The sequence below is a fragment of the Saccharothrix variisporea genome, assembly GCF_003634995.1.
Lineage (GTDB): Bacteria > Actinomycetota > Actinomycetes > Mycobacteriales > Pseudonocardiaceae > Actinosynnema > Actinosynnema variisporeum.
On record NZ_RBXR01000001.1, the window covers coordinates 2,595,593 to 2,619,949 of the forward strand.

At 72.1% G+C, this 24,357-nt stretch carries 25 protein-coding genes; 17 read left to right on the forward strand and 8 right to left on the reverse strand.

Going from position 1 to position 24,357, the window contains the following annotated elements; translation table 11 throughout:
• Positions 1–109: 109 nt before the first annotated feature.
• A complete protein-coding gene (locus DFJ66_RS11300; RefSeq protein ID WP_121220553.1) occupies positions 110–2,290 on the forward strand; it encodes an RICIN domain-containing protein in 2,181 nt (726 codons plus the stop codon).
• Here the strand turns inward: DFJ66_RS11300 and DFJ66_RS11305 are convergent.
• Positions 2,283–3,509, reverse strand: a complete 1,227-nt coding sequence (locus tag DFJ66_RS11305; RefSeq protein ID WP_121220555.1) for an RNA polymerase sigma factor — start codon at positions 3,507–3,509, stop codon at positions 2,283–2,285. The two genes, DFJ66_RS11300 and DFJ66_RS11305, sit on opposite strands and share 8 nt — an antisense overlap.
• Positions 3,506–3,877, reverse strand: a complete 372-nt coding sequence (locus DFJ66_RS11310; protein ID WP_121220557.1) for a YciI family protein — start codon at positions 3,875–3,877, stop codon at positions 3,506–3,508. Before DFJ66_RS11310 ends, DFJ66_RS11305 begins: the two co-directional genes overlap by 4 nt.
• A 151-nt stretch (positions 3,878–4,028) precedes the next feature.
• Here DFJ66_RS11310 and DFJ66_RS11315 point away from each other — a divergent pair, with 151 nt between their 5' ends.
• The gene (locus DFJ66_RS11315) at positions 4,029–5,489 is read left to right on the forward strand and encodes an MFS transporter (protein ID WP_121220559.1); all 1,461 of its coding nucleotides are present in this window, start codon (positions 4,029–4,031) and stop codon (positions 5,487–5,489) included.
• On the opposite strand, the gene DFJ66_RS11320 is transcribed toward DFJ66_RS11315, so the two are convergent.
• Together DFJ66_RS11320 and DFJ66_RS11325 are read right to left on the reverse strand one after the other, a co-directional pair.
• Positions 5,416–6,291, reverse strand: coding sequence for an RNA polymerase sigma-70 factor (locus DFJ66_RS11320; protein WP_121220561.1), 876 nt, complete (start codon positions 6,289–6,291; stop codon positions 5,416–5,418). The two genes, DFJ66_RS11315 and DFJ66_RS11320, sit on opposite strands and share 74 nt — an antisense overlap.
• Before the next feature lie 95 nt (positions 6,292–6,386).
• Positions 6,387–6,587, reverse strand: a complete 201-nt coding sequence (locus tag DFJ66_RS11325; protein ID WP_121220563.1) for a hypothetical protein — start codon at positions 6,585–6,587, stop codon at positions 6,387–6,389.
• Positions 6,588–6,743: 156 nt separating this feature from the next.
• On the opposite strand from DFJ66_RS11325, the gene DFJ66_RS11330 reads away from it, so the two are divergent.
• Genes DFJ66_RS11330 through DFJ66_RS11345 form a run of 4 tightly spaced genes read left to right on the forward strand, consistent with a single transcriptional unit; the run spans position 6,744 to position 9,287 of the window.
• Positions 6,744–7,148 carry a nuclear transport factor 2 family protein gene (locus tag DFJ66_RS11330; protein WP_121220565.1) on the forward strand — a complete coding sequence of 135 codons (405 nt, stop codon included), beginning with the start codon at positions 6,744–6,746 and terminating at the stop codon, positions 7,146–7,148.
• Entirely contained in the window at positions 7,145–7,600 is a 456-nt protein-coding gene (locus DFJ66_RS11335) for a nuclear transport factor 2 family protein (protein WP_211351080.1), read from the forward strand. The genes DFJ66_RS11330 and DFJ66_RS11335 overlap by 4 nt, the downstream gene beginning before the upstream one ends.
• The gene (locus tag DFJ66_RS11340; RefSeq protein ID WP_121220567.1) at positions 7,597–8,472 is read left to right on the forward strand and encodes an alpha/beta hydrolase; all 876 of its coding nucleotides are present in this window, start codon (positions 7,597–7,599) and stop codon (positions 8,470–8,472) included. The genes DFJ66_RS11335 and DFJ66_RS11340 overlap by 4 nt, the downstream gene beginning before the upstream one ends.
• Complete coding sequence (locus DFJ66_RS11345) at positions 8,469–9,287, forward strand: NAD(P)H-binding protein (RefSeq protein ID WP_121220569.1); 819 nt, start codon at positions 8,469–8,471, stop codon at positions 9,285–9,287. The genes DFJ66_RS11340 and DFJ66_RS11345 overlap by 4 nt, the downstream gene beginning before the upstream one ends.
• A 694-nt stretch (positions 9,288–9,981) precedes the next feature.
• Here the strand turns inward: DFJ66_RS11345 and DFJ66_RS11350 are convergent.
• Positions 9,982–10,374 carry a nuclear transport factor 2 family protein gene (locus tag DFJ66_RS11350; protein ID WP_121220571.1) on the reverse strand — a complete coding sequence of 131 codons (393 nt, stop codon included), beginning with the start codon at positions 10,372–10,374 and terminating at the stop codon, positions 9,982–9,984.
• Between the two features lie 83 nt (positions 10,375–10,457).
• On the opposite strand from DFJ66_RS11350, the gene DFJ66_RS11355 reads away from it, so the two are divergent.
• From DFJ66_RS11355 to DFJ66_RS11385, 7 genes are all read left to right on the forward strand, one after another.
• Positions 10,458–11,015 (forward strand): TetR/AcrR family transcriptional regulator, encoded by a 558-nt coding sequence (locus DFJ66_RS11355; protein WP_121220573.1) that lies wholly within the window; start codon positions 10,458–10,460, stop codon positions 11,013–11,015.
• 84 nt (positions 11,016–11,099) lie between these two features.
• Entirely contained in the window at positions 11,100–11,582 is a 483-nt protein-coding gene (locus DFJ66_RS11360) for a hypothetical protein (protein WP_121220575.1), read from the forward strand.
• A 410-nt stretch (positions 11,583–11,992) separates the two neighbouring features.
• On the forward strand, positions 11,993–12,496 hold the full coding sequence (locus DFJ66_RS11365; protein WP_147459205.1) for a hypothetical protein: 504 nt from the start codon (positions 11,993–11,995) through the stop codon (positions 12,494–12,496).
• A gap of 86 nt (positions 12,497–12,582) precedes the next feature.
• The gene (locus DFJ66_RS11370) at positions 12,583–13,329 is read left to right on the forward strand and encodes a GAF and ANTAR domain-containing protein (RefSeq protein WP_121220579.1); all 747 of its coding nucleotides are present in this window, start codon (positions 12,583–12,585) and stop codon (positions 13,327–13,329) included.
• A gap of 209 nt (positions 13,330–13,538) precedes the next feature.
• Entirely contained in the window at positions 13,539–14,834 is a 1,296-nt protein-coding gene (locus DFJ66_RS11375; RefSeq protein ID WP_246029695.1) for a PP2C family protein-serine/threonine phosphatase, read from the forward strand.
• Positions 14,835–15,081: 247 nt separating this feature from the next.
• Positions 15,082–16,218 (forward strand): carboxylate-amine ligase, encoded by a 1,137-nt coding sequence (locus DFJ66_RS11380; RefSeq protein ID WP_121220581.1) that lies wholly within the window; start codon positions 15,082–15,084, stop codon positions 16,216–16,218.
• A 37-nt stretch (positions 16,219–16,255) separates the two neighbouring features.
• The gene (locus DFJ66_RS11385; RefSeq protein ID WP_121220583.1) at positions 16,256–16,780 is read left to right on the forward strand and encodes a DUF1360 domain-containing protein; all 525 of its coding nucleotides are present in this window, start codon (positions 16,256–16,258) and stop codon (positions 16,778–16,780) included.
• A 561-nt stretch (positions 16,781–17,341) separates the two neighbouring features.
• On the opposite strand, the gene DFJ66_RS42610 is transcribed toward DFJ66_RS11385, so the two are convergent.
• Positions 17,342–17,773 carry an ATP-binding protein gene (locus DFJ66_RS42610; RefSeq protein ID WP_170199274.1) on the reverse strand — a complete coding sequence of 144 codons (432 nt, stop codon included), beginning with the start codon at positions 17,771–17,773 and terminating at the stop codon, positions 17,342–17,344.
• Between the two features lie 178 nt (positions 17,774–17,951).
• Here DFJ66_RS42610 and DFJ66_RS11395 point away from each other — a divergent pair, with 178 nt between their 5' ends.
• Positions 17,952–18,329: an STAS domain-containing protein gene (locus DFJ66_RS11395; RefSeq protein ID WP_121220585.1), complete on the forward strand. Its 378-nt coding sequence runs from the start codon at positions 17,952–17,954 to the stop codon at positions 18,327–18,329.
• Between the two features lie 224 nt (positions 18,330–18,553).
• The gene (locus tag DFJ66_RS11400) at positions 18,554–19,201 is read left to right on the forward strand and encodes a HemK2/MTQ2 family protein methyltransferase (RefSeq protein ID WP_121220587.1); all 648 of its coding nucleotides are present in this window, start codon (positions 18,554–18,556) and stop codon (positions 19,199–19,201) included.
• A 27-nt stretch (positions 19,202–19,228) separates the two neighbouring features.
• Here DFJ66_RS11400 and DFJ66_RS11405 read toward each other — a convergent pair whose 3' ends face one another.
• Positions 19,229–21,757, reverse strand: a complete 2,529-nt coding sequence (locus DFJ66_RS11405) for an ABC transporter substrate-binding protein (RefSeq protein ID WP_121220590.1) — start codon at positions 21,755–21,757, stop codon at positions 19,229–19,231.
• A 202-nt stretch (positions 21,758–21,959) separates the two neighbouring features.
• Here DFJ66_RS11405 and DFJ66_RS11410 point away from each other — a divergent pair, with 202 nt between their 5' ends.
• Both DFJ66_RS11410 and DFJ66_RS11415 read left to right on the forward strand, forming a co-directional pair.
• Positions 21,960–23,129, forward strand: a complete 1,170-nt coding sequence (locus tag DFJ66_RS11410; protein WP_121220592.1) for an NAD(P)/FAD-dependent oxidoreductase — start codon at positions 21,960–21,962, stop codon at positions 23,127–23,129.
• Between the two features lie 13 nt (positions 23,130–23,142).
• Positions 23,143–24,006: an RNA polymerase sigma-70 factor gene (locus tag DFJ66_RS11415; protein WP_121231030.1), complete on the forward strand. Its 864-nt coding sequence runs from the start codon at positions 23,143–23,145 to the stop codon at positions 24,004–24,006.
• A 71-nt stretch (positions 24,007–24,077) separates the two neighbouring features.
• On the opposite strand, the gene DFJ66_RS11420 is transcribed toward DFJ66_RS11415, so the two are convergent.
• A complete protein-coding gene (locus DFJ66_RS11420; RefSeq protein ID WP_121220594.1) occupies positions 24,078–24,341 on the reverse strand; it encodes an HPr family phosphocarrier protein in 264 nt (87 codons plus the stop codon).
• Between the last annotated feature and the right edge of the window lie 16 nt (positions 24,342–24,357).

Below are 24,357 nucleotides of genomic sequence, written 5' to 3' on the forward strand. Positions count from 1 at the left end.
GCGTGCGGACCGCAACTCCATTGCCGGCGGGTGCGGATCGTTGCACCCTGCTCGAAACCCTGTCGGCCCGAGCCGCCGGAGCGTCCACACCGGACACATGGAGCAGCGCATGACATCCCTGCACAGCAAGGCCAGGCTGCGGAGCGCGGCGGTCGTCGCCGCGGTCGTGGTGGCTGCCGCGACGACGCCTGCCGCGCACGCCGCCACCTACACCGTCACCTACGGCACCACCGGGTCCTACGCGCACCCGACGGACACGCCGGCGAGCACGTTCATCGACAAGGACGGCACGTTCTACTTCCAGCAGTCGGCCTCACTGTACGGCGCGACCCAGCCCCGCTACTGGGCGTTCTTCACCGGCACCAACTTCGACACCGCCACCCGCTCCAGCGCGATCAGCGACGCGGTCAACCCCGCCAACGCCAACGACAAGAACAACGACACCACCTGGCGCTGCAACAACAGCCCCACGGGCCTTGAATCGACCAACGCGCCGGCCGGGTCGAGCTACTCCCAGCGCAACTTCTGCACCCTGATCGGCGTGTGGGTGGACCCCGACACCGGCCACTGGTACGGCCTGGTGCACAACGAGTTCACACCCCAGCCCTTCGGCGACGGCCTGCACTACGACTCCATCGACTACGCGCTCTCCACCGACCAGGGCAAGACCTGGACCATCAAGGACCACGCGATCACCTCGCCGTACAGCACCAAACGGGGTGACACCACGGCGTTCCCGAACCAGACCTACCACTACGGCACGGGCGACCAGCGCCTGTTCGTGGACACCGCGTCCGGGTACTTCTACGTGTTCTACGGGTCACGGATCGTGGACAAGTCCGGCGGCTGGAAGGCGTTCTACGGACACGTCGCCCGGTCCCCGATCGCGTCCAAGATGGCCAAGGGCTCGTGGCAGAAGTGGTACGACGGCACGTGGACGCAGCCGGGCATCGGTGGTCGCGAGAGCACGATGGTGCCCACGTCGACCAACCCGAACGGGTACGTGCCGACCACTGCCGAGTACAGCCCGCTCACCACCGGCACCGCGAGCCAGCAGATCGCGGACGGCAAGATGCCGCCCACCTCTCCCCTGTTCGTCATGAACATCGCCTACAACGCCCACCTGGGCCTCTACATCGGCACCCCGCAGGCGGTCGACCAGTCCGGCAACGCGCCGCAGGAGGTCTACGCGACCGCCGACCTGACCACCCAGAAGTGGTTCCTGCTGGGCAACTCCGGCAGCTACCACAACGCGTCCTGGTACCGCTGGTTCCTCGACGGCGGCAGCAAGACCGGCTCCACCATCCTGGGCAAGGACTACCGCTCGTACTGCTCGATCGCCTGCACGAACTCGGACGGCGAGTACGCCAACACCACGATCACGTCCAGCGCGGGCGAGCCGGTCCTGTTCGACCCGGCCCGCACCTACACGATCGGCACGGGCTCCCGGGTGCTCTCCCAGGTGTCCGGCAGCTCCGCCACGACGTCCGGCGCGGCGACCGGGTCGGCGCTGGAGGCCTGGCGCATCACCGCCAACGGCGACGGCTCCTACAAGATCGCCAACGCCTCCACCGGCCAGCTCCTGGGCGTCGGCACGGGCTCCACGAGCACCCGGGCCTGGGGCACCAAGCCCACCGCCACCGCCGGCGGCCCCACGGTCGGCCAGCAGTGGTGGGTCGTGCGCACCACCGGCCAGAGCACGTACCGCCTGGTCAACCGGTACAGCGGCCTGGTCCTGGCGCTGAGCTCGGACACCGCCCGGTCGACCGAGACGACCCCGGCGCGGTTCTGGACCAACACCACCGGCAACGCGGTGGGCGGCACCCGGACCGCCGCCGAGCAGACCCTGACCATCACCCCGGTCGGCACGGCGGACCCGTCCCTCAACGGCACTCGCACGGTCACGGCCTCGGGCAAGGCGCTGGACAACCCGAACTCCTCGACCACCGCCGGCACCCAGCTGATCACGTGGTCCCCGAACGGGGGCGCGAACCAGCGCTGGCAGTTCACCCAGCAGGCCGACGGCTCCTACACCATCGTCAACGGGGCGTCGAACCTCTGCATGGACGACTACGCCGGCGCGACCGCACCGGGCACCAAGGTGATCCAGTGGACGTGCACCGGCGGTGACAACCAGCGGTGGCAGGCGACCAAGCTGGCCAACGGCCTCTACATGCTGACGAACGTCCACTCAGGACTGCTGCTCACCACCGCGTCCACGACCAACGGCGCTCTGGTGACGCAGGAGACGAACACCGGGTCAGCGCTGCAACAGTGGTCGATCAGCTAGAACCGGAAGGCGGGTCGCCGATGCGGCCCGCCTTCCCCTCCAGGTAACGACGTTCGGCGAGGCTGGCGGTGGCCTTGGCGGCGGCCCGGTAGTTCTCCCGCGCCCCGACCAGGTCACCGCCCTTCTCCAGCAGGTGCGCCCGCACGGACAGCAACCGGTGGTGGCCCGCCAGCCGGTCGTCACAGTCCAAAGTGGACAGCAGAGCCAGCCCGGCTTCCGCGCCCTTGACCTCCGCGAGCGCGATCGCCCGGTTCAGGGTGACCATCGGGTTGGGCGCCACCCGTTCCAGGATCAGGTAGAGCGCGTGCACCTGCGCCCAGTTCGTCTCCGCCGCCGTGGCCGCGTCGGCGTGGGTGGCCGCGATGGCGGCTTGCAGCTGGTAGGGACCCAGCGCCGAACCCGCGAGGGACGCCTTGGCCAGCTCGGTGCCCTCCTCGACCAGCGCGCGGTCCCACTTCGACCGGTCCTGCTCGTCGAGGGGGATCAGGTCGCCGGCCGGGGTCGTCCGCGCGTCGCGCCGGGCGTGGGTCAGCAGCATCAGGGCGAGCAGGCCGGTCACCTCGCTGTCGTCGGGCAGCTGGGCGTGGACCACCCGGGCCAGCCGGATCGCCTCGTGCGCCAGGTCGGCGCGGTGCAGTGCGCTGCCCGAGGACGCGGTGTAGCCCTCGTTGAAGATCAGGTACAGCACGTGCAGGACGACCCGCAACCGTTCCTCGCGTTCGGCGGTGTCCTCGGGCAGGCGGAACTCGCTGCCGGCGGCCTTGATGCGCTGCTTGGCGCGGCTGATCCGGGCCGCCAGGGTCGCCTCGGGCACCAGGAACGCGCGGGCGATCTCGGCGGTGGTCAGCCCGCCCACGGCCCGCAGCGTCAGGGCGGTCTGGGACGCGGCGGTGAGGCTGGGGTGGCAGCACAGGAACAGCAGGAGCAGCGAGTCGTCGGTGTCCGGCACCTCGCCGGGGACGACGTCGGTCGCGGACTCGCGCTCCCGGCGGGCGTGGTCGCTGCGCACCTGGTCGATCAGGCGGCGCGAGGCGACGGTGACCAGCCACCCGTGCGGGTTGTCCGGCACGCCCTCGACCGGCCACTGCAGGGTGGCGGCCAGCACGGCCTCCTGCACGGCGTCCTCGCAGCCCTCGAACCGGCCGTGCCGGCGGGCCAGCGCGTCGAGGACCCGGGGCGCCAGGTCGCGCACCAGGTCCTCGACGTCCGGGGTGGTCATGCCTCCAGCAGTCCCTCTTCGAACATCACCTGGCGGACCTCGACGCCCAGGCCCTCGAACCGGGTGTCCGGGATCTGCGCGGCCAGCTCGATCGCCCGCGCCTTGTCCTCGCAGTCGATGAGGTAGAAGCCGCCGACGAACTCCTTGGCCTCGACGAACGGCCCGTCGGTCACCACGGGCTGGCCGTTGCGCACCGACACCACGACGGCTTGCGACGGGTCGGCCAGCGCCTGCGTGGTGATCAGCTCGCCGGACTCCTTCAGCGCGTCGATGAACGCGCGGTGCCCCTCGCCGATCGCGGCCTTCTCCTCGTCGGTCAGCGCATCCAGCACGGCGGGGTTGATGTGCAGGCTGATCAGGAACTTCACCTTCGTGCTCCTCGTGCTCGACGGACCCTCCGGCGGGTCCTCCCACGGGGTGGTCGGAGCGGTTCCGACGTTCTTGACGTCCTTAGCGTGTCGATTTTCGCTCGGCCGCTCCGACCGCCCGGTGGAGAGTCGAGCGAACAGGAGTACGGGTATGCGGGTCAACCGGGCGTGGCTGGGGCTGGCGGTCCTCATGCTGCCGACGTTGCTGGTGGCGATGGACCTGACGGCACTGCTGCTCGCGCTGCCGGCGTTGAGCGCCGAACTGGGGGCGAGCGGGGTCGAGCAGCTGTGGATCAGCGACGGGTACGGGTTCGTGGTGGCCGGGCTGGTCATCACGATGGGCACGCTGGGTGACCGGATCGGTCGCCGCCGGTTGCTGCTGGTGGGCGCGGCGGCGTTCGCGGTGCTGTCGGTGGTGGCGGCGTTCGCGACCAGTCCGGGGGAGTTGATCGTGGCGCGGGCGTTGCTGGGGGTCGCCGGGGCGACGTTGGCGCCGTCCACGCTGGCGTTGATCATGAACATGTTCGCCGACGAGCGGGAACGCGGGCGGGCCGTCGCGATCTGGGCGACGTGCCAGTTCACCGGGGGTGCGCTGGGGCCGGTGCTCGCCGGGTTCCTGCTCCAGCACTTCTGGTGGGGCTCGGTGTTCCTGCTCGCGGTGCCGGCGATGGGGTTGCTGCTGGTCACGGGGCCGGTGCTGCTGCCGGAGTCGCGCGGTGACCGGGCCGGGCGGCTCGACCTGGGCGGTGTCGGGTTGTCGCTGGTGGCGGTGTTGCTGGTGGTCTACGGGATCAAGCAGCTGACCGTGGACATCTCGGTCGTGCCGGTGGCGGCGCTGGTGCTGGGCACCGTGGTCGGGGTGGTGTTCGCGCGTCGGCAGTTGCGGCTGGAGACGCCGTTGTTGGACCTGCGGCTGCTGCGCCACCGCCAGTTCACGGCGGTTCTGGTGGCGCTGGTGAGCGCGGGGGTCGCGATGGCCGGGACCGGGCTGATGGTCACCCAGTACCTCCAGGGCGTGCTGGGGTACTCGCCGTTCGCCACGGCGGTGTTGTTCGCGCCGATGGGTCTGGGCGTGGCGGTGGGCACCATCACCGCGCCCGCGACGGCCCGGCGGGTGCCCGCGCCGACCGCGATCGCCGGTGGGCTCGTGGTCTCGGCGGTGGGGAGCCTGGTGGTCGGCGGGGCGACCTCGCTGGTGCCGGTGGTCGTCGGCACCACCGTGCTGGCGCTGGGCACCGGCCCGCTGTTCGCGTTGGGCACGGGTCTCGTGGTCGGGTCGGTGGCGCCGGAACGCGCGGGGTCGGCGGCGTCGATGTCGGAGACGGGCAACTACCTCGGCGGTTCACTGGGGTTCGCGCTGCTCGGGGTGCTGGGCGCGGCCGTGTACCGGGCGAGGATGGGCGGTGCGTCGGACTCCCTGGCGGACGCCGGTCCGGAACTGGTCGCGGAAGCCCGAGCAGCCTTCACCGGTGCCCTGCACGTGACCGGGGTCGTCGGGGCGGTCCTGTTCGCGGCGACCGCGGCGCTGGTGCTCCGCTTCAGCGGGTCAGGGCGATCGTCTGGTCCAGGTGCGACAGCTTCGCCGGGTTCCGCACCGCGTACAGCCCGGTGACCCGACCGCCGTCCACGCGGACCGCCACCACCGAGTCCAGTTCGCCGCCGATCCGGAACAGGAATGCCGGATAGCCGTTGACCTGCGCGTTCTCCAATTCGCCCGCAGCGGCGATCCGGCCCAGCACCACGGCCACGGCGTCGGCGCCCACCACCGGCGCCGGCGCGGCCGGGACGACCCCGCCGCCGTCACCGACAAGCACGACGTCCGGCGCGAGGAGGTCCAGCAGCCCTTGCAGGTCCCCGGTCTCGACCGCCCGCCGGAACGCGTCGATCACCTCGCGCGACTCGGCGGGCGACACGACCTCGCGCGGCCGGCGGGCGGCGACGTGCGCCCGCGCCCGGTGGGCGATCTGCCGCACGGCCGCCGGGCTCTTGTCGACCGCCTCGGCGATCTCGTCGTACCCGAGGTCGAACACCTCGCGCAGCACGAACACCGCCCGCTCGGTGGGCGTCAACGTCTCCAGGACCAGCAACATCGCCATGGACACGCTGTCGGCCAACTCGACGTCCTCGGCGACGTCCGGCGCGGTCAACAACGGCTCGGGCAACCACGGCCCGACGTAGGCCTCCTTGCGCCGCCCCAACGCCCGCAACCGCCCGAGGGCCTGCCGGGTGGTGATCCGCACCAGGTAGGCACGCTGGTTCCGCACCTCGCGCGAGTCCACCCCGACCCACCGCAACCAGGTCTCCTGCAAGACGTCCTCGGCGTCGGCCGCCGACCCGAGCATCTCGTAGGCCACGGTGAACAGCAGGTTGCGGTGGGCGAGGAACACCTCGGTGGCGTCCGGGCTCTCAGCCATCGCAGGGTCTCCTTGTCGCTGTGCCGGCAGTGTCCTCACCAGACACCGCCCACCAGCGCGCTGTGACACCCTGTGACCCGCGTCACCCGGTCAGGTCACTCGGCGATCATGTGCCACGTGTTGCCGTTCAAGCTCACCTGGGCCTGACCGCCCGGAACCTCCGCGGGCTCGTCGACGAACACCGCGCCCAACCCCGCCAGGAGCACGGCCGCAGCCACCACGAGGGCAGGCCCGCGCTCCCTGGCCCGCCGCCCCCGAATCCCGCCGACCCGCGCCGCTGCACCACAGTCCGCCATGACACTGCACCTCCTCCGTTCTGCCGGAGGGATACCCGGCCGAGCGGAACGTGAACGAGGGTCAAGGGGATTCACCGGGACGAGTGCAAGTTCCTGCACCCACGTGTGCAGCCATTCGCCCTGTCGCGTTGGTCCCGCCGGCGCAATCCTCGGGCCATGGACCGTTTCGACGTCATCGACACCTGCACCGCCCTGGTCTGGCACACCGACCACCGGGAGTGGGACCAGCTCGTCTGGGTGTTCGCGGACCGGGTGACCCTCGACTACACCAGCCTCAACGGCGGTGAGCCGGTCACGCTGGCGCCCGCGCAGATCATCGACGGGTGGCAGGAGGCGCTCGGCGCGTACACGGCCACCCAGCACCTGCTCGCCAACCAGCTGGTGACCGTCGTCGGCGACACGGCCGTCTGCACCGCCTCCGTCCAGGCCACCCACCTCAAGCCGGACGGAAACCGGTGGACGCTGGGCGGTTCCTACCGGTTCGACCTCGTGCGCACGGGCGACGGCTGGCGGATCGGCGGCATCGTGCTCACCGTGGCGTGGCAAGAGGGAGAGCGGTGAGGAAGTCCGCCATCGCCGGTGTGGCGGTCGGGGTTCTGCTCGTGGGTGGTGCGGGGGCGTTGGTGGCCAGTGACTTCCTGCGCGCGGTGGTCAGCGACGCCGTGCAGCCGCTGCCCCCGTCCAGTGCCGCGAGCGGCCCGCTGGACCCTGCGGCCCAGCGCTACCTCGACGCCGTGGCCGCCAAGGACGCCGACGCCGTGGCCGCCGCCTTCGCCGCCGACGCGGTCGTCGTGGACGTGGGGCGGGAGATCAAGGGCCGGGACGCGATCCGGCGCTGGGCGGAGGCCGAAGTGGTCGGTGGCGTCTACACGCTGCTCGGCCACACCCCGCGCGCGGGCGGCACCACGATGCTCGTCCGCTTCCAACCCGGCGGCGTGGGCGGGTTCCGCGCCAACTACCACCTCGACATCACCGACGGCCTGATCACCAAAGCCACCCTGGAGTACGCGTGAAGATCACCTTCGACAGCGACGGCGCCACCCTCACCGGCAACCTGTACGTGCCCGACACCTACGAGCCGACCCCGGCCGTGGTCGTGGCCGGGACGTGGACCAGCGTCAAGGAACTGATGGCCGACCGCTACGCGCAGCGCCTGTCCGAGCACGGCTACACCGCCCTGTCCTTCGACTTCACCGGTTTCGGCGAGTCGGAGGGCGAGCCGCGCGACGTCGAGAACCCCGAGCGCAAGGTCCGCGACATCCACAACGCGTTGACGTTCCTGGCTTCCCACCCCGCCGTGGACGCCGACCGCCTGGCCGCGCTGGGCATCTGCGCGGCGGCGATGTACATGTCCGACAACGCTTCCCGCGACCCGCGCGTGAAGTCCTTGGTCCTGGTCGCGCCCTGGCTGCACGACGCCGCCATCGTCGAGCAGGCCTACGGCGGGGCCGAGGCCGTCGCCGCACGGATCAGCGCCGCCCGCGAGGCCCGCTCCCGCTACGACGAGACCGGCGAGATCGACTACGTGCCGGTGGTCAGCACGACCGATCCCCGGGCGGCCATGCCGTACGACATCGACTTCTACCTCAACCCGGAGCGGGGCGGCATCCCCGCGTGGCCCAACCGGTTCGCGGTCATGGCGTGGGCGGACTGGCTGACCTACGACTCGATCTCGCTGGCCCCGAAGATCACCCAGCCCACCCTCCTGGTGCACAGCGAGGACGCCGCCATCCCCGACGGCGCCCGCCGCTTCCACGCGGGACTCGCGGGTCGCAAGGACATCCTGTGGACGCAGGGCACGCAGTTCGACTTCTACGACCAGGAAACCCAGGTGACGATCGCGATGGAGACCGCCGTCGCCCACTTCGGAAGGACGCTGTCATGATCCTCGTCACCGGAGCGACCGGCAACGTCGGGCGCGAGGTCGTCCGGGCACTGACCGAGGCCGGGGCACCCGTGCGCGCACTGGTCCGCGAACCTGGCGACCTGCCCGTGGAGCAGGCCGTCGGCGACCTGAACGAGCCCGCGTCCCTCGATGCCGCGCTGGAGGGTGTGCGGGCGGTCTTCCTGCTGCCCGGGTACCGCGACATGGCGGGGTTGGTGGACCGGATCGACCGGGCCGGCGCGGACCGGGTGGTGCTGCTGTCCAGCCAGGCAGCGGTGGCCACCGACACCGACAACGTGGTGTCCGGTTACATGATCGCGTCCGAGACCGCGCTTCGGGAGTCCACTTTGGACTGGACTTTTCTGCGGCCCGCCGCGTTCATGTCCAACACGTTCCGCTGGCTGCCGCAGCTGCGCGCGGGGGACGTCGTCAGCGACGCGTTCGGGGATGTGCCGGTCGCGTCCATCGACCCGGCGGACATCGCGGCCGTGGCGGTCAAGGCGTTGCTCGAGGACGGCCACGAGGGCAAGGCGTACTCGCTGACCGGCCCCGAGGCGCTGTTGCCGGAGGACCGGTTGCACATCCTGGGCCGAGTCCTGGGCCGCGACCTGCGTTTCGAGGCCTTGGACGACGACCGCGCCCGCGAGCAGATGAGCGCCACCACGCCCCCGGAGTACGTGAAGGCGTTCTTCAGCTTCTACCGCGACAAAACCATCGACGAAACCACCGTGCACCCGACAGTGGAACAAGTGACCAGCCGCCCACCCCGCACATTCGAAGAATGGGCAACCGCCCACTCCGCCGCCTTCCGCTAACACCGAACGGCAGGCCAACACCCATCCCAACATCGAGTGGGCACACGCCCACTCCCCCGCCGGGCGGGCATGCGCCCACTCACGCACCAAACGGGCAAACGCCCACTCACGCGCCGACGGGCGCACCCTTAAGCGGGCACCCGCCCACCCAACACCTGAGCGGGCGCCCGCCCACTCAACACCTGAGCGGGCACGACACCCGACCGGGCGCCCGCCCACCCGGCGCCTGAGTGGGCGTGCGCCCACCTGACATCGGCGTGGTCGAGGTGTTGAGGTTCCGGCTGGGCGGTGCTTCGGACTTCGCGCGCTGACCCTGTCGTTCGGCGAGCGTCGCGGTGGATTGCGTGACCGGCGCCGCCTTCACCCTGACGGAGGGCGACCTAGCGTCGGCGGCGCTGGGCACATAGTGGGCGCATGCCCACTCGACACCCGAGCGGGCGTGCGCCCCTCGGCACTCGAGTGGGCGTGCGCCCGTTCGGCAACCGAATGGGCGTGTGCCCGTTCGGCGCGCGAGTGGGCACATGCCCACTCGTTCGGTTGAGCGAAGTAGTAGGCGAACGCGGCGGCACCAGGGCGGAACCGCCCGCCACAGTCAGGCAGACACCGAAGTCAGGCAGACGCTGCAGTCAGGCAGACAACGCAGTCAGGCAGACAACGCAGTCAGGCAGGCACCGCAGTCAGGCACACACCGAAGTCAGGCAGGCACTTCGCCCAGCGCGCTCGCGATGGTGTGGTGGTCGTGGTAGTCGCGGGTCTCCACGATCAGGCCGTCGCGGGCGCGCAGGACCTGCACGTTCGGCACGCGGAACGTGCTGCCGGTGGTCGTCACGCGGCCCACCCAGTCCCACTCGACCACGACGACCTCGGGATCGACAGTCTCGTGCACCACCACGTTCTCCTGCGCCAACTCCAGCGGCAGCCGCGCAGCCCCCGCGAAGAACTCCAGCAGCGCGGCCTTGCCCTCCAGTCGCTGGGGTCGCATCGGCGTGACGACCACGGCGTCGTCGGCGTACAGGTCGGCCAGCGTCGCGAAGTCGCGGCGGGCGATCCCGGACACCAGTCGTTCGAACAGCTCACGCGGGGACATCGGGCAACCTCCCGGTAGGATCCGGAGCAAGCACTCCGCTTTCCATATTCGGAGTGATCACTCCACTTGTCAAGAGAGGTGCCATGCGCGCCGACGCCGTGCGCAACCGGGCCAAAGTGCTCGCCGCCGCCGACGAGCTCGTCGCCGAGCGGGGGCCCGCTGTGTCCACCGAGGAGGTCGCCAAGGCCGCCGGTGTGGGCGTGGGCACGGTGTTCCGTCACTTCCCCACCAAGGAATCCCTGCTCACCGCGGTCCACGTGGCCCGGCTGGAACGCCTCGCCGACAGCGCCCGCCAGCTGACCCGTGCAGAAGACCCCGGCGCGGCGCTGTTCACTTTCGTCACCCAGGTCGTGGACCAGGCGGCGACGAAGAACGCCATGACCGAGGCCCTGACGAACGCCGGCATCGACGTGATGGGTGTGACCAGCGAGGCGGCGGACGCGCTCAAGCAAGCGCTGGGCGAACTGCTGGAGAACGCCCAACGGGCCGGCGCGGTCCGCACCGACATCGGCGTCCCGGAGCTGTCCGCACTCCTGGTCGGCGCGTCCCGGGCCGCCGAGCACGCCGCCGCCAACCCGCGGGCTCGCGAACGCGTGTTGTCCGTGATCCGGGACGGCATGCGCGCCCACCGATCGGCTTAGCGTGCCGACCGCATTTTTACGGACAGAAGGACGTAGGGTCTCCGACACGTACCACCGGCACACCCCGTCAGGAGCACGTCCACCGTGGCCAGAACCCTCGACCCCGCCCGCGCGGAGCAGGACGCCCGCACCCGCTTCGCCGACCTCGGCACGGCACCCCCGGCGGTCCGCGACGACAACGGCGTCGAGCACTCCCCCGACGCCCGCTACACCGAGATCTGCCGCCGCGCGAAGCTCATCGCCACCAGCGACGGCCTGGCCGACGCCGTGACGGCCCACCTGTCCACCGCCGGCATCGAGGCCGAGGTCCACCAGGTCCGCGCAGACCCGGCCGAGGGCGACGAGCAGGTGATGACCCTGCGCACCACCACCGCCGACGGCACCCCGGTCCTGGTGCCACTGCGCCCCGGAGCGACCACGCTCCGCATCTACCCGTTCACCGACAGCCTCGTCCTGCCCGAACCGCCCCTGCACGTGATCGAACTACCGACCACCGCCCGATCCGCCGACGGCTGGGTGGACGCGACAACCATCGCCCAGACGCTCAAGGCCCACCTTCACCCCTGAGCGCACCAGGACGCTCCACAAAGGACTGTCCACAGCAGACACTTCCGCCCGACCCACCACCACGTGATCGACAGCACTTGACGGCGTGCCGGTGGTACGTCACACTTCCCCCGCAGAGGGGAGTACCCACTCGGCTCGTGACCGTCACTACGGTCGCCCCACGGCGACTCGGTCACGGCGCCACCGCGTTCGGTGGTCGGGGAGACCTCGGTTCGGACCAGAACCGGAGGACCCGGCCATGCCCCTCACACCCCCACCCACACGGTGTCCACCGTGAATGCCGCGCGCTAGTCGCACTCCATCCGCGCTCCATCCCGAGCTCGGTCCCGAGTTCGGTCCAGCACTCGCCCCGCCCGCGGCACGGGGTTCGGCACGCGTGCCGTCCGGTGGGCATTTCGAAGGGGTTCCTGTTGCAGAACAAAGGTTTCGCGCGCCTGCTCGGCGTGCTGCTGTGCGTCCTGGTGGCGGCGGGCTGCGTCTCGCTGGGCGAGGTCGTCAAGCTGGCCGGCCGGGTCCAGGACGCCGGCTACTCCGGGGTCTCGGTCCACCACCAGACCTCCAACGGCTTCGACACGATCTCCGTGTCCGCCTTCAAGCCCACGGAGACCGACGACGACGGCGCGGCGATCTTCCGCCTGATCTGGGACACCTACCCGGAGGAGGTGGACCAGGCCGTGGTCAGCGTCAACGGCCGGCCGAGAGCGGCCTCCAAGGCGGAGCTGGAACGGGCGTTCGGTCCGCGCAAGATCCAGCCCAAGGAGTCCGGCACGGCGGCGACCGTGGCGTTGCTGGTCCTCGTCGTGTTGCTCGCCTGCGCGGTGGTGGTCGTCGTGGTCGTCCGCGTCCGCCGGCGTCGACGCCGGCAGCTGCCTCCCCCGCCGTACCCGCAGGGGCCGTACTACTACCAGCCCTGACGTCCTCCCTGGAACCGAAACCGGTTGGGGAACGGGCTGCCGGGTATGCCTGTCGGGAGCCTTGCGGGCAGGAGGAGGTGCCGGCGATGTCCTCGGACGGCCCGTCCTCCGCCCGGCCCTCGACCGGGATCGAAGACCACCTCGCCGCCGTGTTCGCACGCATGTCCGGGTTGCTGTTGTCGTCGGCGACGGTCGACGCGGCGCTGGAGTTGATCACCTCGCTCGCCGTCGAGGCCGTTCCCGGCACGGCCGGCGCGGGCATCAGCCTGCTCGACGCGGAGGGCGAGCGGTTGACCGCCGCCGCGACCGACGACGTCGTGCGGCGCGCGGACGCGATCCAGTACCGGCTCGGCGCGGGTCCCTGCCTCACGGCGTGGGCGGACCGGGTGGTCGTCCGGGTCGACGACCTCGCGCGGGAGGACCGGTGGTCGCCGTGGCCGCGGCAGGCGGCGGACCTCGGGCTGGGGTCGGCGCTGAGCGCGCCGGTGGTGGCGGGCGGCACGGCGTTGGGCGCGCTGAAGGTCTGCGCCGTGCGGCCGCAGGCTTACGGGGAGCGGGAGGAGCACCTGATGACCATGTTCGCGGCCCAGGCCGCGGTGCTGTTGGCCAACGTGCGGACCGCGCGGGACGCCGAACGCGCCAGCGCGCTGGTGGCCGACGGCCTGCGCGGGCGGGAGGTGCTCGCGGTGGCCCGGGGCATCGTGATGGGGCGGGACGGGGTGGACGAGCGCACGGCGTTCCTCACGCTGGCCGGCACGGCGAAGCAGCGCGGCACGACCCTGCGCGAGACGGCCGAACGACTCGCCCGGTCCACACCCCGGCGGCTCCGGTGACCGCCGGACCGGTGTGGGGAGCCGGACCGGTGTGGGGAGAACCGACGCCATGAGCGGTGAGGACCGCACCCACGACCAGCAGCGCAGCCTGGCCCAGGCGTTCCGCCGCGCCGACCTGACGCTGGAAGACCTCTGGATGCGCTACTTCAGCCTCGGCGGTGACGCGGGCTTCCTGGAGGTCGACGCCTACGTGCACGGCATGGCCGACCTTGCCCCCGCTGGAACGCGACATCCTCGCCCATGCGGTCAACGAACGCCTCGACGAGATCACCTGGACCCACCGCGCCCGCTACAGCCGCGCCTTCCGCGACAGCACGCCCCGCAGCGCCCCCTTCGCCGCGCTGATCCACCTCCTGGAGGGCAGCGAATTCGCACCGCCCGACCGGCTGCCCGGCGTCGTGGCCGCCGCCGCCGAGGCGCTCGGGGTGACCCTCACCGTCCACCTGGTCGACTACGAGCAGCGCTGCCTGCACCCCCTCCCGCCCGACGACGGCGCCCCCGCCCTGGACGTGGAGACCACCCTCGCCGGCCGCGCCTACCGGCAGGTGCGCGTCCTGGCCGCCGAGACCCCGGGCCGGCCACGCCTGTGGGTGCCCCTGGTGGACGGGGTGGAGCGCCTGGGTGTGCTGGAGGTGGGTGTCGAAGACCCCGAAGACCTCTACGACCCCGGCCTGCGCACCCAGTGCCGGTGGTCGGCGATGCTGATCGCGCACCTGGTGACGCTGCTGGACCAGTACGGCGACGGCGTGGACCGCGCCCGGCTGCGCCGGCACCGCTCGGTGAACGCGGAACTGATCTGGTCGCTGCTGCCGCCGCTGACCGCGGGCGTCGACCGGTTCGTCGTCAGCGGTGCCCTCGAGCCCCGACACGGCGTGAGCGGCGACGCGTTCGACTACGCGCTGTCCGAGACCACCGCGACGCTCATCGTGCTCGACGCCGTGGGCAACGACCTGCGCAGCGGACTGATCACGGCCGCCGCGCTGGCGGCCCACCGCAGCGCGCGCCACGCCGGGCACGGCCTGGTCGAGCAGGCCGCGGCGATCGACCGGACCATCGCCCGCCAGTTCGGCGACACCGCCTCCGCCACCGCCGTCCTGGCCGAACTGGACCTGGCCACGGGCCGCCTGCGCTACCTCAACGCGGGTCACCCGGCGCCGCTGGTCCTGCGCTCGGGCGAGGTGGTCAAGCGGTTGACGGCCGGCCGCTGCCCTCCGCTGGGACAGGGCGTGGGCGAGCCGCGGGTCGCCGAGGTGGTCCTGGAACCCGACGACTGGCTGGTCCTCTACACCGACGGCGTCACCGAAGCGGGCGGCGCGCGGGGCGAGCCGTTCGGCGAGCACGGCCTGGCCGACTTCCTGCGCCGCGAGGCGACGGCCGGCAACCCGCCACCGGAAACCGCGCGCCGCCTGGTGAAGGCCGTGCTGGACCACCACCACGGCACCCTCCAGGACGACGCCACCGTCCTGCTCGCCCGCTGGACCAGCCCCGACCACGTCACGCGGTGACGGCCAGGTGGCGCTCTCCCGGTCTTCCAGCCCCACCGCTCTACCACGGCCTTGGGACGAGGTTGGACGCGTGGGCGGCGAGCCGGTCGAACAGGGACAGGTCGCCGGTGGTGTCGGACGGCATCGTCGCGGCGTGGCGCTTGGCGTACGGGCTGTCCGTTCGGCTGGAACGCGTCGGCGGGCGCGACCGTTTGGGTGACCCGTCGGACCGGGTACTACCAGGGGTCCCAGCGCCGGGAGGACCACAATGGACACGTCTGCGGCGGGACCGACGCTCGGCGTCGAAGAGGAGTTCCTGGTGGTCGACCCGGTCTCCGGGCTCCCCGTGCCGCTGGGCGCCGAGGTCGCCCGGTACGCGCGCGAGCGGTTCGGCGCGGACCTCGACGTCGAGATGTCGGCCGCGCAGGTGGAGGCCAGGACGACCGTGTGCCACGACCTGGGCGAGGTGCGGCGGCAGCTGAGCGGGCTGCGCGCGGTCGCGGCGGGGTCGGCGCGGCGGGTGGGCGGGGTGCTGCTCGCGGTCGGGGTGCCGCCGGTCGGCGGGCCGGAGACGCCCACCACCGACGGGGTCCGGTACCGGCAGCTGGGCGAGGACTTCCGGCTGCTGGCGGCGGAGCAGTCCATCAGCGGGTGCCACGTGCACGTCGGCGTGCCGGACCCGGAGACGGCCGTCCAGGTGTGCAACCACGTCCGGCCGTGGCTGCCGGTGCTCGGCGCGCTCACCGCCAACTCGCCGATCGCCTGCGGGCGGGACACCGGCTACGCGAGCTGGCGTTCGGTGGTGTGGTCGCGGTGGCCCTCGGCCGGGCCGCCGCCGTACTTCGAGTCGGCGGCGGACTACGAGCGGACGTGCGCGATGCTGATGGAGTCCGGCGCGGGTCGGGACACGCGGATGGTCTACTGGGACGTCCGGCCATCCGCGCACCTGCCCACGGCGGAGGTCCGGGTTGCCGACGTGGCGGCCACGGTGGACGAAGCCGTGCTGCTGGCGGGGCTCGTGCGTGCCCTGGTGGCCACGGCGCTGGGCGACCTGCGGCGGGGGCTGCGGGCGTCTCGGGTGCCGACCGAGTGGTTGCGGGTGGCGTCTTGGCGGGCGGCGCGTGACGGGGTCGGCGGGTGCGGTCTGGACGTGTTCTCGGGGCGGTTGGTGCCCATGCGCCTGTTGGTGGACCGGCTGGTTGAGGTTGCGCGGGATGCGTTGTGCGCCAACGGTGATCTCGCTTTTGTGGAGCACTCTCTGTCTGTTGTGGACAGTCGGGGGACCGGAGCGGACCGGCAGCGGCGGGTGTTCGCGCGTGGTGGCGGGGTGGTGCACCACGTGGCGGCCGAGACGCTTGCCGGGTGCGAGCGGTGGAGCCAGGACGTGGCCCAGGCGGCGGGCTGACGGGTTTCGGACCGTCGTGGGCGGCAACTCTGCGTGCATGGTGATGGTCGAACGGTGGCGCCGCGTGCGCTCCGCCTACGCCGGGGAGGACCGGCGGCCGCTGGGCGGGTACCTGGCTTCGCTGGTGTCGTACGCGGGGCTGGTCGGTGCGGCGACGGTCGTGGGCCGGCGGCGGGGTGTGCGGCTACCGGACCGGTCGTCGCCGGGCGACGTGCTGCTGCTGGCGGTCGCGACGCACAAGGCCAGCCGGCTGCTGACCAAGGCGGCGGTCACCAGCGTGCTGCGGGCGCCGTTCACGCACTTCGAGGGGCCCGCCGGCCACGCCGAGGTCAACGAGTCGCCGCGACACGGGCGCCGGCACGCCGTCGGTGAACTGGTGACGTGCCCGTTCTGCTCGGGCGTGTGGATCGCCGGCGCACTGACCGCCGCCCGCGTGCTCGCGCCCCGCGCCACCGGACTGGTGACCACCGCGCTGACCGCCGTGGCCGTGTCGGACTGGCTGCACCTCGCGTACGACCGAGCCAAGAACCCGGCGAGGTCCGGTGAGGGTCCGGTGAGGTAAGGATCCAGCCACAGTGGGCACCCGCCCACTCCACCGCACACACGCCCAGAATGGGCACCCGCCCACTCAGGACACCCGCCCCCTCCGCGCCCCCACTCACAGTGGGCACCCGCCCACTTCGCCGCACACACACCCACAGCGGGCACCCGCCCACTCGGGCACTCGCACACACGGGCACCTGCCCACAGTGGGCACCCGCCCACTTCGCGAACCGACCCCACAGTGGGCACCCGCCCACAGCGAGAGCACCCGCCAACAATGGGCACCCGCCCACTTCGGACACGCGCCCACTCCGGACATCGGCCCACAGTGGGCACCCGCCTACTTCGCGCACCGGCCGCACAGTGGGCACCCGCCCACCGCGAGAGCGCCCGTCAGCAGCGGGCACCCGCCCACTCCGCTGGGGACACGCCCGCTTCGCGCGCTCGCCCGGAGTGGGCGTCTGCCCACTGTGGGCGTCTGCCCACTGTGGGTGCCGCACGAACAAATTGCCCGTCCCCTGATGGCTATGCGCGCGGTGGCGCAGGGCGTCAGGTGGGATCGGGCGGGATCGGGCGGGAGTTAGTGGGATTTGGCGGGATAGGCGGTGGCGCAGGCGAGTTCGGCCCACACGGTTTTGCCGTCTCGGTGGGCGTTGACGCCCCAGTCCGCGGCCAGGTTGTGCACGATGACCAAGCCCCTCCCCCGGTCCTCGCCCAGGCGGGAACGGCCCAGGGTGGGGTGGTCGGGTTCGGCGTCGTCCACCTCGAAGCGGACCACGCACGGGTGGGAGGTGCGGCGCAGGCGGATGCCGCGGGGGCCGGAGCCGTGGTCGTAGGCGTTGCTGACCAGTTCGTTCACCACGAGCAGGCAGTCGTCGCGGTGGTCGTCGGACAGGTCGGCCAGGGCGTCGGCCACCCAGCGGCGCACCGTCGCCAACGTCGGGGACTCGTCGGTCAGCTCCCGGGTCAGCGGGTCGGGTCGGTCGCGGTGTTCGGTCTCCACCAGCCTCACGCCCCACTCCACGTGCCTGCGCGGGCGCCCGCGCCGCCGCGGGGACTGCCGCCGGGGGTCGACCCCCCGACCAGCGTAGGCGACGGCCCGCCGACTCGACTTGCCCGGCCGGGTGTCCGGGCCTACTTTCGGTGGTCCGCGCCTCGCGCGGCGCGTCGCGAGGGAGGTGGGACGCGGTATGGCCGAGCAACCCGACGTCGAGAGGGCCCTGAGCCTGGAGACCACCGAGACCGACGGGGTCGTCGTGGTCGCGGTGGTCGGCGAGGTCGACATGGCCACCTCCCCGCCGGTGCGCGCCGAGGTCTCCCGACGCCTCGACGCCCGGCCCGCCGCCCTCGTCCTCGACCTGCGCCGGGTGGTCTTCTTCGGCACCACCGGCATTTCGATGCTCGTCGAGGCCGAGCACCACGCCCGGCGCCTCGGCGTCCCCCTGGGCATCGCGGCGAACCAGGCCTGTGTGCTGCGTCCGCTGGCGGCGACCGAGGTGGACACGCTGCTCACCGTGCGCCCTGACCCGGCGGCGGCGATCGAGGCCGTGCTGCCGGAGTCGCAGTAGCCGACCCGAGCGGCGATAGCCGGCACGAGCAACCGCAGCCAGCCCGAGCAGCGATAGCCGGCCCGAGCAACCGCGGCTGGCACGAGCCAGCGGTAGCCGGCACGAGCAACCACCGCCAGCCTGAGCAACCGCAGCCAGCCCGAGCTACCGCAGGCGGCACGATCAGGTGAACCCGTGCCGGGGTGCCGGCGTTTGGGGGCGTGATTACGGGGCATCTCCCTCCCATGTGGCTGTGGAGACCGCCTGGGGTGTACCGCCCGCAGGACGACACGTGGTTGGTCGCGGAGGCGTTGGCGGGCGCGGGTTTCCGGGTGGGGGCGAGCGTCTTGGACGCGTGCACCGGCACGGGGGCCTTGGGCGTGGTGGCCGGGCTGGCGGGGGCGGGCGCAGTGACGGCCGTGGACGTCAGCCGTCGGGCGGTGGCCGCGGCGCGGGTCAACGGCCTGTTGCGCGGGGTGCCGGTCGAGGCGGTCCGGTGCGATTTCGGGGACTTGGTGGGACGGCGGCGGTTCGACGTCGTGTTGGCCAACCCGCCCTACGTGCCGAGTGGGTCGTTCGAGCCCAAGGGCCGCGCGCGGGCGTGGGACGCTGGTGAGCGGGGCCGCGCGGTGCTCGACCGGCTGTGCGCGGTGCTGCCGTTGCTGTTGGCGGACAAAGGTTTCGCGTTGATCGTTCACTCCGAACTGTGCGATGAAGAGGCGACGCTGCACCAGTTGCGCGGCGGTGGGTTGAAGGCCTCCGTCGTGGCCCGTCGCACCGTGCCCTTCGGCCCGGTCCTGCGCCGCCGGGCGGACTGGTTGCGCGACAACGGCTACCTGGCGCCCGACCAGGAACACGAGGAACTGGTGGTGGTGCGCGCCGACGCCGCGTGACGATCAGGCGAACGCACCGCGTGACAGTCAGGCGAACGCCACGACGTAGGCGAGGACGACGGCCAGGATGGAGGCCGGGTAGGCGATGCGGGCGGCGGTGGCCAGTCTGCGTTCGGTCTCCAGCCGTCCCCGGTTGACCAGGCGCTTGCGCAGCATCGCGATCAGGACGCAGGTCGCCGCCAGCAGGATGAACGCGTAGTAGCCCCATTCCAGCGCGACCGTGTAGCTCACCGACGGCAGTTGCGAGGTGACGTTGTTGAGCAGCACCGCCGTGCTCAGGATCGCCGTCACGCCCATCGACACCGGGGCCGCGCCGTCTGCGGCCTTGAAGAACAGCGACAGGTACGTGACGCTGATCAGCAGCACCAGCGGCAGCAGGTTCTTGAGCAGGAACGGCAGCAGGTCGCGGGCGATGACGATCTCGGTGGCGTACTGGCTGTAGTACAGGCCGTTGGCCGCCCCGCCGGTGGTGGGCTCGCCCAGCGCGTCGCTGCTGCCGACCGTGCGCTGGAAGAACCGGACGGAGGTGGCTCGCCAGTTGGGCAGGTCGTCGATGCCGGCTTCGCTGTCGGTGCCGCTGCGCAGGAAGTCCTCGGGCCGCTGGCCCAGGATCTCCTTGTCGGTCACGTAGACGACCTGGTCGGCGGTGAACACCCGGTTCTGCAGGCTGAAGACCAGTTGCTGGCGGTCGAACGGGAAGCTGCGGAACTCCAGGCCGCTCTTGAAGCGGTCGGCGACGCGGTAGAGCCGGTAGGTCCGGCCGTTCTCGGTGACGTCGCGCAGGGGCGTGCCCGGTTTGAGGTCGGCCTTGACCGCGTTGACGAAGTGCACGTCGGAGGCCTTGTGGTCGCCGGTGTACTTGAGCCACAGGAAGAAGTCCGCGAAGTAGGTGCCGTCGCGGGTGTCCAGGTCGCGGATCTCGTTGACGTTGACGCCGGTCGCGACCACCTGCCGCCGGGTCAGGTACCGCTCCCCCACCCGCAGGACCTCGCCGCGGGCCAGCCCGTCCTGCAGCGCCTTGGGCGAGGGCGGGTCGTAGATCGCCAGTTGCACGGGCGCGGACACCAGCCGCGTGCCGTCGCTGGTCACGAACGACACCGGCATCTGCGCGGACCCGGCGGCGGTGAAGTACAGCGGACCGAGCAGCGCCGGGAACGAGTTCTTCCGGTCCTTCAGCGCCGCCAGCCCGTCCCGGATCTTGCGCCGGTCCTCCGCCCGGTGCTGCCGGTCGAGGGCGAGGCCGCCACCGCGTACGGCGTGCAGGCCGACGTTGAACGCCTGGCGCGCGGTCGCTGCCGTCCACAGTGGACGAACGCCGAAGCGCTCCTCGTAGGCCTGGGACCACACCAGCGCGGGGCCGGACAGGGAGTCCAGGGCCAGGGGCGTTCCCAGGTGCAGGTCGGTGGTGTAGCGGCCGGGCGTGCCCTGCTCGTCGCGCACCAGCGCGGCGTGCAACGCATCGGTGCCCATCGAGGCGGTGCCGAGGATCGGCGCGGTGAAACCGAAGTCCCGCAACCGCTTCACCATGGCCAAGCCGCGTCGCTCGGTCATGGCGAGCACGGCCGAACCGGGTGCGGAGTCCACGAGCCGCCGGGCGGCGGCGTCCACCGCGGCGTCTTCGGCGACCGGCACGGCGGTGGTGACGGTGCCGTCGAAGGAGCGCTGGTAGGCGTCGTGGACGGACTGCCCGTACTCGTCGTCGTCGTACACGACCGCGGCGGAGGTGGCGCCGAGGACGTGCGAGGTGTACACGGCCAGGAAGTCGGCCTGGGTCCGGTTGCCGAACATGCTGCGGAAGTACCAGTCGCTGTCGTCCGTCAGGCGCGGTGAGGCCGCGGACGGCGTGATCGCGGGGATGCCGGCGTTCTTGTAGATCTGTTGCGCGGCAAGGGCGGTGTTGCTGGCGCCGTGCCCGACGACGTACATCGCCCTGTCCTCGCGCACGATCTCCTCGGCGATGGCGGCGGCGCGGTCGGGCCGGCCCTCGTCGTCGTAGACCAGCAGCTCGACGGGCCGCCCGGCGATCCCGCCGGCCCGGTTCACCTCGTCCACCTGCATGCGCACGCTGTTCTCCATGTGCGCGGACGCCTCGGCCAACTCGCCGGTCAACCCGGTCACCAGCGCCACGTGCACCGGCGGCCCCGCCTGCCCACCCCACGCCGACCACATCCCACCCGCCGCCAGCAGGAGGGCCACGACCAGCCCCACCGCCGCCCAAGCCCACGGTCGCTTCCGCCGCCGCGCCCGCGGGACGTCCGGACGCGGCGGCTCGACCAGGTCCGCCACCTCGACCGGCGGCATCGGCGGCGTCGACCGGAGCGCGGCCCGCGCCCGCAGGGTCGCGGGGTCGGCCACGATCTCCGCCGCGCGGTCCAGGCAGAACCGCCGCTCGGCGGGGTCGTCGACCAGCTCGGCCAACCACCGCCACGCCGGCTCGTACTCCTCGTCCTCGGCCAACGCCAACCCGAGCAACTCGCGTGCTCGCCCGGGGTCGGTCTCGCGCTCTCGCAGCGCGGCGTGCGTGAGCCCGGACGCGGTCGCCGGCAGATCGGACACGGTCCACCTTTCGCCGAAGTACCCGGAGTTTCGGACCCACCGGCGGTGACGATCAAGCCAGGCCACTCGATCGAACGAGAATCGCGCCGGATCGTGTGGCGCCGTGATCCACCTCACACCCGCGGGTGTCACGTCCCGCCGGGCTCGCTTGTCCCATCACCGTTCGACCCCGAGTCCACGGCCCGAAAAGAGGGGACACGCCATGAACACCGACCACCACGTCGTCGTCCTGGGCGCCGGTTACACCGGCATGTTCGCCGCCATCCGCCTCGCCCACCGCACCCGCCGCACCGGTGTCCGGATCACCCTGGTCAACCCGTCGGCGAGGTTCACCGAGCGGCTGCGGATGCACCAGGTCGCGGCGGGGCAGGAGCTGGCCGTGCACCGCATCCCCGACCTGGTGGCGGGCACCGGCATCACCTTCGTGCAGGGCACCGCCACCGCCATCGACCCCGACGCCCGGACCGTCACGCTCGACGACGGCACCCGCCTGGACTACGACACCCTGGTCTACGCGCTGGGCAGCGCCACCGACACCAGCCGGGTCCCCGGCGCGGACACCCACGCCCACACGCTCAACGGTCCCCGTGCCGCTACCCGCTTCGCCGAGGCGCTGATGGGCCTCGCCGCGGGCGACACGGTCACCGTGTGCGGCGGTGGCCTGACCGGGGTCGAGGCGGCGGCCGAGATCGCGGAGGCCCGGCCCGACCTGGCCGTCACGCTGATCAGCACCACCGAGCCCGGCGCGATGATGGGCGAGAAGGCCCGCGCGTACCTCCACCGGTCGCTGCGCCGCCTCGGCGTGACGGTGCTGGCCGGGCAGCGGATCGCCAAGGTGCTGCCCGACGCGGTCGAGCTGGCGAACGGCGACCTGGTGCCCTCGGCCGCCTGCCTGTGGACCGCCGGCGTGGCGGTGGCGCCGCTGGCTCGCGAGTCGGGCATCGCCGTGGACGAGCGGGGACTGGTCGTGGTGGACGCGGCGCTGCGGTCGGTGTCGCACCCGGAGGTGCACGCCATCGGCGACGCCGCCGCGGTCCGGCTGGCCTGGGGAGAGGTCCACGGCACGTGCCAGAGCGGCCTGCCCACCGCCCAGCACACCGCCGACACCATCGCCCGCCTGGTGCGCGGCGAGCAGGCCCGGCCGTTCCGGTTCGGCTACTTCCACCAGCCGGTCAGCCTCGGCCGCCGGGACGCGGTCATCCAGTTCACCCGCGCCGACGAGACCCCCGTGCGGGCGTACCTGAAGGGCCGGCTCGCCGTGCTGTACAAGGAGGTGGTCAGCGGCAGCCCGCTCAAGACGTACCGGCTGAGCAAGCGCTTGAACGTCACCACCGTCGTGTCGAAGGGTGGCCGGGCCACCCGCACTGCTTGAGCGGCTTGCGATCATGAGCGGCGTGGCACCCGACCCGTACGACGAGCACCGGCGACTGCTCTTCAGCACCGCCTACCGGATGCTGGGGAGCGTCGCCGACGCCGAGGACGTCCTCCAGGACACCTGGCTGGCGTGGCACTCCGCCAACCGCGCGGAGGTCCGGCACCCGAAGGCGTACCTGGTGCGCACGGTCACCAACCTGGCGTTGAACCGACTGACGTCCGCCCGCGCGACCCGCGAGACCTACGTGGGCCCGTGGCTGCCCGAACCACTGCTCACCACCCCCGACGCCGGCGCGGAGACCGAAGTGGCCGACACCGTGAACACCGCGATGATGGTGGTGCTGGAGACCCTGTCCCCCGTCGAACGCGTGGTGTTCCTGCTCCGCGAGGTCTTCGGCTACTCGCACGGGGAGGTCGCCGACATCCTCGACCGCCCCGAGCCCACCGTCCGCCAGATCGCCCACCGCGCCCGCGAACACGTCCAGGCCCGCCGCCCCCGCTTCGACACCGACCCGGACCGCCGGGCGCGGATCACCGACCGTTTCATCGCGGCGTGCGCGGGCGGCGACCTCAACGCGGTGATGGAACTGCTGGCCCCCGACGTGACCGCATGGTCCGACGGCGGCGGTAAGGTCACCGCGGCCCTGCGCCCGTTGCACGGCCCGGACCACGTAGCCCGCTGGTTCCTGGGCGTACTGGCCAAGCCGCAGTCGGCGGGCATCGCCCTGGAACCGACCACGATCAACGGGGAGCTGGGCGTCCTGTTCACCCTCGGCGGCACCCCGGTCGGCGCCCTGACCTACGACGTGGCCGACGGCCTCCTGCAGAACCTGCGCCTCCAGGTCAACCCCGACAAGCTCACCGGCCTGCGCTGAACCCGTGCTCCACGCGCAGCGCGGCTTTTCGCGCGACGAGCGCGCCGGCGCAACACCCCACAGAAGTCGGGTCAGGTGTCGTGGTCGGACAGCAGGTCGGCCAGTTCGGCCAGGGCTTGGTCGGCCTGGTCGCCCTCGGCCGTGAGCAGCACCTCCTCACCCGACTGCACGCCCAGCGACATGACGGCGAGGATGCTGGACGCGTCGACCAGGTGGTCCTCGCCACGGCCGATGCGGATCACCAGCGAGTGTTTGCGGGCGGCCTCGGTGAGGAGTTTCGCGGGGCGGGCGTGGAGGCCCGAGGGGGACGCGATGGTCACTCGTCTGCTCGGCAAGGTGGTCTCCTGACAG

What these genes read in the sequence shown, in the direction of transcription:
- DFJ66_RS11330 (WP_121220565.1), top strand. Translation starts at nt 6,744, where the DNA reads ATGGACCGTTTCGACGTCATCGACACCTGCACCGCCCTGGTCTGGCAC.
- DFJ66_RS11325 (WP_121220563.1), bottom strand. Translation starts at nt 6,587, where the DNA reads ATGGCGGACTGTGGTGCAGCGGCGCGGGTCGGCGGGATTCGGGGGCGG.
- DFJ66_RS11415 (WP_121231030.1), top strand. Translation starts at nt 23,143, where the DNA reads ATGAGCGGCGTGGCACCCGACCCGTACGACGAGCACCGGCGACTGCTC.
- DFJ66_RS11410 (WP_121220592.1), top strand. Translation starts at nt 21,960, where the DNA reads ATGAACACCGACCACCACGTCGTCGTCCTGGGCGCCGGTTACACCGGC.
- DFJ66_RS11385 (WP_121220583.1), top strand. Translation starts at nt 16,256, where the DNA reads ATGGTGATGGTCGAACGGTGGCGCCGCGTGCGCTCCGCCTACGCCGGG.
- DFJ66_RS11320 (WP_121220561.1), bottom strand. Translation starts at nt 6,291, where the DNA reads ATGGCTGAGAGCCCGGACGCCACCGAGGTGTTCCTCGCCCACCGCAAC.
- DFJ66_RS11305 (WP_121220555.1), bottom strand. Translation starts at nt 3,509, where the DNA reads ATGACCACCCCGGACGTCGAGGACCTGGTGCGCGACCTGGCGCCCCGG.
- DFJ66_RS11350 (WP_121220571.1), bottom strand. Translation starts at nt 10,374, where the DNA reads ATGTCCCCGCGTGAGCTGTTCGAACGACTGGTGTCCGGGATCGCCCGC.
- DFJ66_RS11355 (WP_121220573.1), top strand. Translation starts at nt 10,458, where the DNA reads ATGCGCGCCGACGCCGTGCGCAACCGGGCCAAAGTGCTCGCCGCCGCC.
- DFJ66_RS11380 (WP_121220581.1), top strand. Translation starts at nt 15,082, where the DNA reads ATGGACACGTCTGCGGCGGGACCGACGCTCGGCGTCGAAGAGGAGTTC.
- DFJ66_RS11370 (WP_121220579.1), top strand. Translation starts at nt 12,583, where the DNA reads ATGTCCTCGGACGGCCCGTCCTCCGCCCGGCCCTCGACCGGGATCGAA.
- DFJ66_RS11345 (WP_121220569.1), top strand. Translation starts at nt 8,469, where the DNA reads ATGATCCTCGTCACCGGAGCGACCGGCAACGTCGGGCGCGAGGTCGTC.
- DFJ66_RS11395 (WP_121220585.1), top strand. Translation starts at nt 17,952, where the DNA reads ATGGCCGAGCAACCCGACGTCGAGAGGGCCCTGAGCCTGGAGACCACC.
- DFJ66_RS11400 (WP_121220587.1), top strand. Translation starts at nt 18,554, where the DNA reads ATGTGGCTGTGGAGACCGCCTGGGGTGTACCGCCCGCAGGACGACACG.
- DFJ66_RS11315 (WP_121220559.1), top strand. Translation starts at nt 4,029, where the DNA reads ATGCGGGTCAACCGGGCGTGGCTGGGGCTGGCGGTCCTCATGCTGCCG.
- DFJ66_RS11300 (WP_121220553.1), top strand. Translation starts at nt 110, where the DNA reads ATGACATCCCTGCACAGCAAGGCCAGGCTGCGGAGCGCGGCGGTCGTC.